The organism is Exiguobacterium profundum (assembly GCF_042652865.1).
GTDB classification, from domain to species: Bacteria; Bacillota; Bacilli; order Exiguobacteriales; family Exiguobacteriaceae; genus Exiguobacterium; species Exiguobacterium profundum.
In genome coordinates this window covers 1,893,933-1,904,984 of sequence record NZ_JBHSHG010000001.1, presented here as the reverse complement: position 1 = coordinate 1,904,984, position 11,052 = coordinate 1,893,933, and the positions used below count along the sequence as shown (strand labels likewise).

The following is an 11,052-nucleotide window of genomic DNA, read 5'->3' as shown; positions in this document are numbered from 1 at the left end:
CTGAATTTTTGTAACTATACTTTACCATACAATGCGTTGAAGAAAGGGCAAGGGATGTTCATGGAGTGGGAATTGCTCAACGTCGTCGGAACGATTGCGTTCGCGGCGAGCGGAGCCATCATTGCGATGGATGAAAAATACGATATTTTTGGGGTTTGGTTACTGGCGTTTATCACCGCCTTCGGAGGCGGCGCGATCCGAAACGTCCTGTTAGGAAACCCCGTCAGTTTAATTTGGCAACAGAATGATTTATTTATTTTATGTTTTCTGGTCGCACTCCTCATCTTCCTGCTCCCGAGTGTCGTATTGCCACATTGGGAACGCTGGGGTGTCATTGTCGACGCCATTGGTCTCGTCGCTTTTGCCTTTCAAGGGGCGCAGGTCGCAATCAAGCTTGATTTACCTTTATCTGCTGCGATTGCGGCGGCTGTCTTGACTGGCGTTGGCGGAGGTGTGGTCCGGGACTTATTGGCAGGACGTAAGCCTCTCGTCTTACAATCTGAGGTGTATGCGATTTGGGCGATTCTCATTGCGGTCATTACGTATTACTTCAAACTCGAAGGCGGTCTTGCTGTGTACGCGCTTTTAATTGTCGTCGCGACACTTCGAGTGATATCCTACTATCGGAAGTGGAATTTACCAGCACGAAAAGTCAGATAAGGGGGAACGGAAATGAAGATCTTATTAATGATCGGTGCCGGATTGATGGCACTCGGTGTGGCACTTGGTGCATTCGGCGCCCATGCGCTAAAAGAGAGATTGGCGCCAAACATGTTGGCAAACTGGCAGACAGGTGTGCTCTACCATATGGTGCACGCGCTTGGAATCATTGGGATTGCAGCGCTCCTCATGCGCGTGAGCATCAGCCAGTTCAACGTGGCCGGTTGGCTCATGTTTGCGGGGATCGTCTTCTTCTCAGGAAGCTTGTACGTCATGGCATTGACGGGAATTACAAAACTCGGAGCCGTGACACCGATTGGCGGCGTGTTATTCATCGCTGCCTGGATCTTTGTCATCGTCGGTGCGATGAAACTATAACTTGAGAATCCATTTATTCGATATCCATGCTTTTGCTCATGTTCACATGCAGCGACGGCATGGATTTTTTTGATGAGTCATCCTATTAATTGGAAAAGGGATATGCAGTTCCATGCGCTTATTATTTTAAAATAGGGTAAATCGTTCTCTATTTACATAAAACATTACAGAAAGATGTCAAATCGAACAGTCTGAAAAGGTATTGGTAAATAATAAGTTCTATGCATTCATTGTCCGAACCTTTGTTCTTGCGTAATAAAATTGAAATATAACTTTAACAGGAAAATATCTATCAGTTAGATATAATTAGTCGTGTTGAAACTCAACCAAATGATCGTTTTTGTTACATACTGAAACGGCTTTAAATATGTAGTGTAGTAGGTACTCACGTTTGTCATTTAAGAAAGGATGTACCCCATTCATGAATTGGAAACGCACAGTCTCGACGTTGACGCTCGGTGTGATGCTCATCAGCACACATACAGTTGCGGATGCATCGACTTCGATTAAAGAGAAGCAAGAACAACAACAAAAAGTAAAAGAAAAGCGCGACAGTGTGAAAAAAGACCAGTCAGAAACATCTTCAAAAATTGAAGGAAACAAGGAAGAGATTTCAAAAGTTCAGGCTGAGGTCAACAAAATGGACGCACAATTGCAAGACATCATCAATGATGTCGCCATGAAACGCCAAGAAATCAAGCGCACCGAGATGAAGATCGAGGATCTTGAAGCCGATATTAAAGATTACCAAGAAAAAATGAAGGCGCAAGAAGCGATGATGAAAGAGCGTATGGCCACGATGCAAAAGAACGGTGGCGGTTCAATCAACTGGGCTGAGTTCATCTTCGGTTCAAAAAATCTCTCTGATCTCGTGACACGTATGATCACAGCTGGAACGATTCAGCGTAGTGACCAAGAGTTGTTTGATGACTATGAAGCGACACAGCGTTCGTTGAAAGAAGCGCAGGCTGACTTGAAAGCAGAGCGTGCTTCACTTCTTGAACAACAAAAAGCACTCGAAGTGCGTCAAGCCGAGCTTGAGAAGAAAATGAAGCAACGTGAAAAACGCATCAAAGAGCTTGAAGAGAAGAACATCAAGTTCGAATCGCAAATCTTTGACCTTCAAGAGATTGAAGCAACATTAGTCGCTCAAGAACAGGCAATCGCGGCTGAAATCGAAGCGCAGCGTCGGGAAGAAGAGGAAGCCCGTCGTCGTGCGGAAGAAGCAGCTCGTCAAGAGGCGGCACGTAAGGCGGAAGAAGCCCGCCAAGCAGAAGCTGCACGTCAAGCTGAGGCTGCCCGTCAGGCAGAACGAGAAGCGGAAGCAGCTCGTCAAGCTGCTCAACAAAAGCAAGACAATAAATCGAATACCCCGTCTTCGTCGTCTTCAAACAACACGGCGGCATCAACGCCAGCTCCAAAACCGGCACCGGCTCCAACGCCAGCTCCGAAACCAGAGCCAAAACCGGCGCCGACGACATCGACGCCAGCTCCGTCTAGTTCGATGTTCATTCAACCGGCTTCAGGACGCTACTCACAAGGATGGGGTCCGGCGAGCGGTGCGTTTGGTTACACGTTCCATAACGGTGTAGACATCGCTGGTCCAACAGGGACACCGATTCGCGCATCTGCGACAGGTACGGTCATTCGTGCAGGTTGGGGTGGCGCATACGGGAACCACGTCATGATCGCACACGTGATCAACGGTCAAGTTTGGACCACGGTCTATGCGCACATGAACTCGGTATCTGTCAGCTCTGGACAGCGTGTGACGCAAGGGTCGAACATCGGGACACTTGGAAACACAGGGAACTCTTCAGGTCCGCACTTGCACTTTGAGATTCATAAAGGCGGCTACTCATACTCGGCAACGAGCGCAGGTAGCACGGTCAATCCGCGTCAGTTCTTCTGATGCATCAACCAGAAAACTCCTTTCGATTGCGAAAGGAGTTTTTGTGCGTAAAAAATCCCTCCGCGATTGCGAAGGGATACTCGTTAGTTGGCTTGTTCAATATCGCTTGGACGATCTTGTTTTTTACGCATTTGTTCACGCACGTAATAGATGATCGTCAATCCGATCAACCAAGGTACGCCGAATTTCAGCAAGATGTTGAAATCCGTGAACCATGTCGTGATCATCAGGCTGAGCAGTAAGACCGCCCCGAGCAATGGGAGGAATGGATATCCCATCATGCGGACAGGGAGTTTTCGCCCAGTCCATTTCTTACGGAAGAACAAGTGGGAGACGAAGACCATGAACCAAGTGAAAATAGCTCCGAACATCGAGATTCCCATCAAGAATGGATACGACGACTCCATGAATACTTGTAGCAAAGCGGCGAGGACGATCCCGCCTGTTGAAACGAGTAGCGCGAACATTGGAATCCCATTTTTGCTGATTTTTTTGAACGCTTTCGGTGCATCGCCGGCTTCCGCGAGCGAGTACATCATACGTGTCGACGCGTAAAGTTGCGCGTTCATCGCAGACAAGGCGGCGATCAAAATCACAAAGTTGAGGATGCCTGCCGCGAACGGGACATCGAACTGTTCCATGACGAGCACGAACGGACTTTGGTCGATCCCGGCTTGCTGCCATGGGATCAGCATGAGCATGATCGCGAGCGTGACGACATAGAAGAACGTCAAGCGGAACACGGTCGCGCGTAAAGCGCGTGGTACGGCCTGGTCCGGGTCTTTCGCTTCTCCCGCTGTCACAGCGACGAGTTCGGTTCCAAGGAAACTGAAGAGGGAGATGAAAATCGTCACCCACATTCCGTAAAAGCCGAACGCGAAGAAGCCTTCGTTTCCTGTCGTGATTGACTCAATCGGTGATCCTGGTTCGCCGAACAATGTGGCGGCACCGAGGACGATGAATAAGATAATGGCAGTTACTTTGATGAAGGATAACCAGTATTCGGTCGTTCCGAACGTGTGAACGTGACGGGCGTTGACGTAAATGAGTAGTCCACCGAAGAGGGCGACCCAAACGAACCCGTTCACATCTGGGAACCAGTAGCGCATGTAGATGGCGATGGCACTGACTTCAACCCCTACAGCCAGTACGTTCGCGACCCAGTAAGAGTAACGGACGAGAAAACCGGCGAGTGGATGAACGTATCGCTCGGCAATCGTTCCGAATGATCCGGATGTTGGATGGGCGACCGTCATTTCGGCGAGAGCACCCATTAGTAAGAGGACGATGAACGCCCCGATGGCATAGCTGACGAGCACACTCGGGCCAGCGGTTTGAATCGCGAGACCGCTTCCGAGGAACAGCCCGGTTCCGATGGCGCTCCCGAGGGAAATCATCGTAAGTTGCCGGGTGGACAGCTCGCGCTTTAGTTTATTTGTTTCCAAAATCGATTCTCCTTTAGCTGAGTGAAATGTTGTTGTGGACGACTATAGCAGACGAAAAAAAACAATGTCAATTCGAAAAATCGATGAAGGTTTCTCATTTTTGGATGCACATATAGAGGCAAAGTTTTTATAATTTTTTTATTTGACATGGATTCATCTGCCCTGTATAGTACGAATTAACTTAACTGAAACGAATAAAGGCGTCGACGAAGAGAAGTAACGACGAATCCTGTATGACAGAGAGCTGATGGTTGGTGCGAATCAGTATATGGGACGTCGCGAATGGACTTCTGAGCTCTAAACCGAACTTTGAGTAGGCTTTAGCGGGTTACCCACCGTTATCACGGGGAAGCGGATGATTGTCCGTGAAGTGGGTTCTTTGGAACCAACGAAGGTGGCACCACGGGGTTACTCGTCCTTCTTATAGCGCAGGCTATGAGGAGACGGGTGACCCCTTTTTCGTTTCAATAATATAAATCGAGGATTGAGAAGAGTAGCGCGAGAAGACGTTTCGTCCAGAGAGTCAGGGATGGTGAGATCCTGACCGAGGCGTCCGCGTGAATGGGCTCATGAGAGCATGGCTGAAGAGAGTAGGTCGTGACGGTTTCCCCCGTTATCGGGATACGATGTGATTGCATCGGAGAGTGGATTCTTTGAAATCAACGAGAGGTGGCACCGCGGTATTGAACCGTCCTCCATACGACGACTGTCGTATGGAGTTTTTTTATACACATTTTTAGAGGGGGAACAGACGATGATTCAACAATTGGAGACAAACGCATTATCAACAGCAGATATGAAAGTGGCAGCGAGCGAGATGTTCCAAGCGGATGAAGCGCAAATCGAACGAGTGCTGCTGGCGATGAAAGAGCGCGGTGAGACAGCAGAAGAGATGGCAGGACTCGCAGCATACATTCGTGAAGCGGCACAGTTCCCCCAAAGTGATTTACCCGTACTAGATGTTTGTGGTACCGGCGGCGACGGGGCGCATACGTTTAATATCAGTTCGACCGTCGCCTTTGTCCTGGCGGGTCTTGGGATTCCGGTCGCCAAGCACGGGAATCGAAGCGTCTCGAGTCGATCAGGAAGCGCGGACGTCTTAGAGGCATTGAACGTTCCGATTGTGAAGACGGCAGAAGAAGTACATGCTGACTTGAAACGGACGAATCTCAGTTTTCTATTCGCCCAGCATGTCCACCCGATCATGAAGCATGTCATGCCGGTCCGGAAACGGCTCGCGACGGCGACCATCTTCAACCAAATCGGACCGTTAACGAACCCGCTTCGTCCGAAACGACAACTTGTCGGTGTCTATCATCCATCGTTACTCGAGAAGATGGCGACCGCGATGCGTCATCTCGGGGTGGAGCGCGGTATGGTCGTCCATGGAGCAGGTGGACTCGATGAAGCGAGTCTCGCCGGTGTGAACGACGTGTACTTCTTTGATGGGGAACAGACGGCGCGTTATGCGGTCGACCCACGAGATGTCGGCTTGATGCGGGCACCGCTTGAAGCGCTACGTGGAGGCACACCAGAAGAGAACGCTGCGACACTTCTTGCCGTATTGAATGGAGAGTCGGGACCGGCACGCGACGTCGTCTTATTAAACGCGGCACTTGCCCTTTGCACGTATGGTACGACCGCAACGCTTCGTGCAGGAGTGAAAGAAGCAAAACGTAGTATCGATGAAGGGCACGCCTTACGCGTATTACAAAACTTACAACGTACGGAGGTCGAAGCATGAGTTATTTAACGAAAATCATCGGAACGAAAATAGAAGAGGTTAGCGGCATGCAGCCCATCGATGTCCCCGTGACGAAGTCAATCTCTCTCTTACATGTGATGAGCGAGGGATTCCATATCATTTCAGAGATCAAACGGTCGTCCCCCTCGAAAGGAATGATTCGGGAGACGGTCGACGTCGCTAAAAGGGCACGTCAATATGAAAAAGCTGGTGCGACGATGATCTCCGTTTTGACAGACACGACGTACTTTAACGGTTCTTTTGACGACTTGCGACAAGTTGCCGATGTCGTCACCATCCCGGTGCTCTGTAAAGATTTCATCATCGATGAACGACAACTCGACTATGCGAAGCATTACGGAGCGAGTGTGGCACTTTTGATCGTGGCGGCACTCCATCCGACACGTCTTCAGGAGTTGACGCGATACGCTCGCTCCATCGGTCTCGACGTCTTAGTCGAAGTACATGATGAGGCGGAGTTATGCATCGCCCTCGAACTTGATGACGTGTTAATCGGCATCAATAACAGAGACTTAAAAACGTTCGAGGTATCCCTCGAAACATCGATTGATTTGATGAAACGCTATCCTGAGGTCACATTCGTCAGCGAGAGCGGGGTCAGTTCGGTCGAGGCGGCTGCACGTTTAAAAGAAGCTGGGGCAAGCGCCATTCTCGTCGGGGAAGCACTTATGCGTGAAGAGGACCCGACCCGGTTACTCGAGGAGTTGAAAACATGTTCGTTAAAATCTGTGGACTAAAAACAAAGGAAGCTGTTGAGGCGGCGGTCGAGGCGGGAGCGGATGCAATCGGGTTCGTCTTCGCCCCGAGTTCTCGACAAATCGACGTGACGACTGCGAAGAGATTAGCTGCACATATCCCACAATCGGTTCGGATCGTTGGTGTGTTTTTAAGTCCTTCAATGGAAGAGATCGAGGAAACGCTGGACGTAGGGCTGACGGATTTACAAATTCACCATCGGACGCAGTCAATCGAACAACTCCGTACCTTCGGATTGCCCATCATCGATGCGTCGACCGAGGAGACGGCAGATGTGCGTTTGATCGACCATCTGACCCCAGGGAGTGGACAGATTTTAGATTGGGGCACAATGGACCGGCCGCAACGTCCGTTTTGGCTAGCGGGCGGGCTATCCCCTGACAATGTCGGACAAGCAATTCAACTCATCCAACCAGACGGCGTCGATGTCTCGAGCGGTGTCGAGACGGACGGTGTGAAAGATATCGAAAAAATTCGTGCGTTCATTCAACGCGCCAAGGAGGAACTATGATGTATGCACAACCAGTGAACGGGAAGTTTGGACAATATGGTGGAAAGTACATTCCGGAGACGCTCATGCAGGCGGTCGAAGAATTAGAGGTCGCTTATGAAGAAGCGAAGCAAGATCCTGAGTTTCAAGAACGCTTCTCTTCTTTATTACGTGAATACGTGGGACGTGAGACGCCACTTTATTATGCGTCGAACCTGAGTCGCCGTCTCGGGACGAACGTCTATTTGAAACGTGAAGACTTAAACCATACCGGTGCCCATAAGATCAACAACACGATTGGGCAGGCGCTCCTTGCGAAACGGATGGGCAAACAAAAAGTTGTTGCCGAGACGGGAGCGGGTCAGCATGGTGTTGCGACTGCGACAGTATGTGCATTACTCGATTTAGAATGTACCATCTTCATGGGTGAGGTCGATGTTGAACGCCAAGCATTGAACGTGTTTCGGATGGAATTACTCGGGGCGAAAGTCGTTCCTGTCAAATCAGGCAGTCGTACGTTGAAGGATGCCGTCAATGAAGCGCTCCGTTACTGGGTCAAACATGTCGACGATACGCACTATGTGATGGGTTCCGTTCTCGGACCGCATCCATTCCCGCAGATGGTACGTGATTTCCAAAGCGTGATCGGGACAGAGACACGTCGGCAAATCCTTGAACAGACGGGACGCCTCCCGGACGCCGTCGTCGCTTGTGTCGGCGGAGGGAGCAACGCCATGGGCATGTTCTATCCGTTCTTGAACGATGAGTCGGTCGCGCTCTACGGTGTCGAGGCGGCTGGAAGTGGCATCGATACGGATAAACACGCAGCGACCCTCACAAAAGGGGAAGTCGGTGTCTTACACGGGTCGCTCATGTATGTCTTGCAAGACGCAGCGGGTCAAATCGAGGAAGCGCACTCCATTTCAGCCGGACTCGATTACCCAGGGGTAGGACCGGAGCACAGTTTCTTGAAAGATATTGAGCGGGTGCGCTATGCGGCCGTCACGGATGACGAGGCACTCGACGCGTGTCTCGCACTCAGCCGACAAGAAGGAATCATTCCTGCATTGGAGTCTTCACACGCCCTCGCTTATGCAGAGACGCTCGCGAAGACGATGGGAGAAGACGATACACTGGTGATTTGTTTATCAGGGCGCGGAGACAAAGACGTCCATACAATCCGAGAGAAGGTGGCGACACGATGAAACTAGAGACAGCGATTCGACAGCGAGAAGGAGCGGCGTTCGTTCCGTATATCATGGCCGGTGACGGCGGGATGGAGCGACTGATTCCGACCATTGTGGAACTAGAACGGATGGGGGCGACGGCGATTGAACTCGGTATCCCATTCTCCGATCCGGTGGCGGATGGACCAATTATTGAAGCGGCAGGAATGCGCGCGCTTGAAGCTGGTGTGACGCTTGAAATGGTATTGAACCATTTAATAGAAGGAAAAGATCAATTTAACGTTCCGATTGTCTTGATGACATACTTGAATCCCGTGTTTCGGTTCGGGGTCCAACCGTTCTTTGACCGGGCGAACGAATGTGGTGTGAGCGGGGTCATTATTCCTGACCTTCCGTTTGAGGAGAGCCTCCAGTTATTCGCAGATGTCAATCGGCATGACGTCGCCGTCATCCCGCTCGTCACGCTGACGAGTAGTGAGGCACGAACGGCATCCATCTTAGAAAAAGCAGAAGGATTCGTGTATGCGGTCACGCTCAAAGGAACGACCGGGAAAGCGGATGTATTCCCAGACGAGCTTCTCGCCTACTTAACTCGATTGACTGAGCAGTCACGGGTTCCCGTCTTAGCAGGATTCGGAGTCCATCGTCCGGAGCAAGTGCAGACGTTGGGGCAAGCGTGTGACGGTGTCGTCGTCGGGAGCTTTATCGTCGAAGCGCTTCATGAAGGACGGACAGAGGATGTCGAGACGCTCATTCGATCGGCAAAGCAAATCCATGCATAAGAAAATCAGCGCTTCAGGCGAAGCGCTGATTTTCTATCTTCTCATAATTCGACTCGATCGAGTCCATCTTCACCAAATGTTTGGTCGAGTTGATCATGACGATACATCGAGGCGAGCACGTATAAGAGGTCACCTTCTTCGATGGCTGTCTGACCGTTCGGTGGAATCAAGTATTCGTTTCGGACGATGGCGTTCACGACGGTGTTCGGTGGGAGTGTGATGTCCGCGAGCGTTTTTCCAATCATGGATGAAGTTGCTGTGACCGCGTAAGGTACGAGTTTGTGTTGAGACTGTTTGCTCGAGACAAGGGCGATCGTATACGGAGAACGAATTTTATCCGGACCGAGCAACCCTAACTTCTCAGCAAGTGGCGTCAACGTCGTCCCTTGGATCAGGGCGCTCGTCACGACGACGAAAAAGACGGCATTGAATAACAGTTGGCTATTTTCGGTACCGGCAATAAGCGGGAAAGTCGCAAGGACGATCGGCACGGCGCCTTTTAGACCAGCCCATGAGATGAACAACTTTTCTTTTCTCGTAAATGACATGCCAAGTGTCGATAAATAGACGGCAATCGGACGTGCCAAGAACATAAGGACGAATGAGATGAGTAGTCCTTTCCAAATCAAGTCCGGCTCGATGAGTTGACGAGGGAAGACGAGTAACCCAAGGATGACGAACATGATGATTTGCATGATCCACGCGAGCGCTTCTGAGAATTGGACGATTGTCACTTCATGCGCTGTATCCGCATTTCCGACAATCATGGCGGCGATATAGACGGCGAGTAATCCGCTTCCCAATAAGTAAGCTGTGACACCATAGGTAAGAAACGCCATGGAAATCATGAGGACGGCATGTAATCCGCTCGAATCAAGTCTCAAGTGGTTCAACATGAGGCGAGACAGTTGTCCAAGGATGAAGCCGATCAATGCCCCGACAACGATTTGAAGGGCGAACATCCAAATTCCGTCCCAAATGGTCGTATCCGGCTTCATCATGAAGTCGAGGGCGAGAATCGTCAAAAACATCGCCATTGGGTCGTTCGTGCCGGACTCGGCTTCGAGAGTCGCACCGACTTTCGGTGAGATATTCTTTCCTTTAAATGCGGCAAAGACGGCCGCTGCGTCGGTCGAACCGATGATCGCACCGAACAAGAAAGATTCAATCCAATCGAAACCAAATACGAAACGAACGGCCACGGCGACTACTGTTGTAGTAATCAATACCCCAAGCGTCGCCAGCGAGGCAGAAGGGGCGAGGACGCTCCGGATTGATGACCATTTCGTTTGAAGACCCCCTTCAAACAAAATGACAATCAAGGCAGCGACTCCAATCAGCTGCGCTAAATTCGAGTCGTCAAAGAAGATGAGACCAGTAATGTCACTTCCCATGATCATGCCGATTCCCATAAATAAAATCAAGGCGGGCAAGCCGAATCGAGTCGAGATTCGTGTCGCCATGACACCGGCAACGAGAAGTAGACCGAAGAGTAAAATGAGTACATCAGTACTTATAACAGGTACGGGCAAACACAACACTTCCTTTCTGAAACAATACTCTTAAGTTCATTATACCATGAAATCGTCTGATATTTCAGAATTGAGGATTAGGCAAACCATACACATTGGAATTGTCGGTTATGAATATGGTAAAGTAAACACATCATAGAAGGAG

General features: G+C 50.2%; 10 protein-coding genes and 2 other annotated features. Of the genes, 8 read left to right on the top strand and 2 right to left on the bottom strand.

Translation table 11 applies throughout. From position 1 onward, the window contains the following. Positions 1 to 54 precede the first annotated feature (54 nt). The 3 genes from ACFO4U_RS09720 (at position 55) to ACFO4U_RS09710 (ending at position 2,950) form a co-directional block, all read left to right on the top strand. Positions 55 to 660 (top strand): trimeric intracellular cation channel family protein, encoded by a 606-nt coding sequence (locus tag ACFO4U_RS09720; protein ID WP_012727503.1) that lies wholly within the window; start codon positions 55 to 57, stop codon positions 658 to 660. 12 nt (positions 661 to 672) lie between these two features. Beyond that, positions 673 to 1,038 (top strand): DUF423 domain-containing protein, encoded by a 366-nt coding sequence (locus ACFO4U_RS09715; protein ID WP_074035530.1) that lies wholly within the window; start codon positions 673 to 675, stop codon positions 1,036 to 1,038. Positions 1,039 to 1,459: 421 nt separating this feature from the next. After that, the gene (locus ACFO4U_RS09710) at positions 1,460 to 2,950 is read left to right on the top strand and encodes a murein hydrolase activator EnvC family protein (RefSeq protein ID WP_074035532.1); all 1,491 of its coding nucleotides are present in this window, start codon (positions 1,460 to 1,462) and stop codon (positions 2,948 to 2,950) included. Between the two features lie 83 nt (positions 2,951 to 3,033). On the opposite strand, the gene ACFO4U_RS09705 is transcribed toward ACFO4U_RS09710, so the two are convergent. Further along, a complete protein-coding gene (locus tag ACFO4U_RS09705; RefSeq protein WP_047795620.1) occupies positions 3,034 to 4,347 on the bottom strand; it encodes an amino acid permease in 1,314 nt (437 codons plus the stop codon). 242 nt (positions 4,348 to 4,589) lie between these two features. Beyond that, positions 4,590 to 4,818, top strand: a binding site (T-box leader). 48 nt (positions 4,819 to 4,866) lie between these two features. After that, positions 4,867 to 5,094, top strand: a binding site (T-box leader). 55 nt (positions 5,095 to 5,149) lie between these two features. On the opposite strand from ACFO4U_RS09705, the gene trpD reads away from it, so the two are divergent. Genes trpD through trpA form a run of 5 tightly spaced genes read left to right on the top strand, consistent with a single transcriptional unit; the run spans position 5,150 to position 9,375 of the window. Next, the gene (trpD, locus tag ACFO4U_RS09700) at positions 5,150 to 6,139 is read left to right on the top strand and encodes an anthranilate phosphoribosyltransferase (RefSeq protein WP_074035535.1); all 990 of its coding nucleotides are present in this window, start codon (positions 5,150 to 5,152) and stop codon (positions 6,137 to 6,139) included. Beyond that, entirely contained in the window at positions 6,136 to 6,897 is a 762-nt protein-coding gene (trpC, locus tag ACFO4U_RS09695) for an indole-3-glycerol phosphate synthase TrpC (RefSeq protein ID WP_215243595.1), read from the top strand. The genes trpD and trpC overlap by 4 nt, the downstream gene beginning before the upstream one ends. Continuing rightward, positions 6,873 to 7,427 (top strand): phosphoribosylanthranilate isomerase, encoded by a 555-nt coding sequence (locus ACFO4U_RS09690; protein WP_215243596.1) that lies wholly within the window; start codon positions 6,873 to 6,875, stop codon positions 7,425 to 7,427. The genes trpC and ACFO4U_RS09690 overlap by 25 nt, the downstream gene beginning before the upstream one ends. After that, positions 7,424 to 8,611 carry a tryptophan synthase subunit beta gene (trpB, locus tag ACFO4U_RS09685; RefSeq protein ID WP_031422059.1) on the top strand — a complete coding sequence of 396 codons (1,188 nt, stop codon included), beginning with the start codon at positions 7,424 to 7,426 and terminating at the stop codon, positions 8,609 to 8,611. Before ACFO4U_RS09690 ends, trpB begins: the two co-directional genes overlap by 4 nt. Beyond that, complete coding sequence (trpA, locus tag ACFO4U_RS09680; RefSeq protein ID WP_215243597.1) at positions 8,608 to 9,375, top strand: tryptophan synthase subunit alpha; 768 nt, start codon at positions 8,608 to 8,610, stop codon at positions 9,373 to 9,375. Before trpB ends, trpA begins: the two co-directional genes overlap by 4 nt. A gap of 41 nt (positions 9,376 to 9,416) precedes the next feature. Here the strand turns inward: trpA and ACFO4U_RS09675 are convergent, their stop codons facing one another. After that, on the bottom strand, positions 9,417 to 10,907 hold the full coding sequence (locus ACFO4U_RS09675) for a potassium/proton antiporter (RefSeq protein ID WP_159563045.1): 1,491 nt from the start codon (positions 10,905 to 10,907) through the stop codon (positions 9,417 to 9,419). Positions 10,908 to 11,052 lie beyond the last annotated feature (145 nt).

Bases quoted from the DNA above. Each gene is read 5' to 3' on its own strand.
- ACFO4U_RS09720 (WP_012727503.1), top strand. From the start codon at position 55: ATGTTCATGGAGTGGGAATTGCTCAACGTCGTCGGAACGATTGCGTTC.
- ACFO4U_RS09715 (WP_074035530.1), top strand. From the start codon at position 673: ATGAAGATCTTATTAATGATCGGTGCCGGATTGATGGCACTCGGTGTG.
- ACFO4U_RS09710 (WP_074035532.1), top strand. From the start codon at position 1,460: ATGAATTGGAAACGCACAGTCTCGACGTTGACGCTCGGTGTGATGCTC.
- ACFO4U_RS09705 (WP_047795620.1), bottom strand. From the start codon at position 4,347: ATGATTTCCCTCGGGAGCGCCATCGGAACCGGGCTGTTCCTCGGAAGC.
- trpD (WP_074035535.1), top strand. From the start codon at position 5,150: ATGATTCAACAATTGGAGACAAACGCATTATCAACAGCAGATATGAAA.
- trpC (WP_215243595.1), top strand. From the start codon at position 6,136: ATGAGTTATTTAACGAAAATCATCGGAACGAAAATAGAAGAGGTTAGC.
- ACFO4U_RS09690 (WP_215243596.1), top strand. From the start codon at position 6,873: ATGTTCGTTAAAATCTGTGGACTAAAAACAAAGGAAGCTGTTGAGGCG.
- trpB (WP_031422059.1), top strand. From the start codon at position 7,424: ATGATGTATGCACAACCAGTGAACGGGAAGTTTGGACAATATGGTGGA.
- trpA (WP_215243597.1), top strand. From the start codon at position 8,608: ATGAAACTAGAGACAGCGATTCGACAGCGAGAAGGAGCGGCGTTCGTT.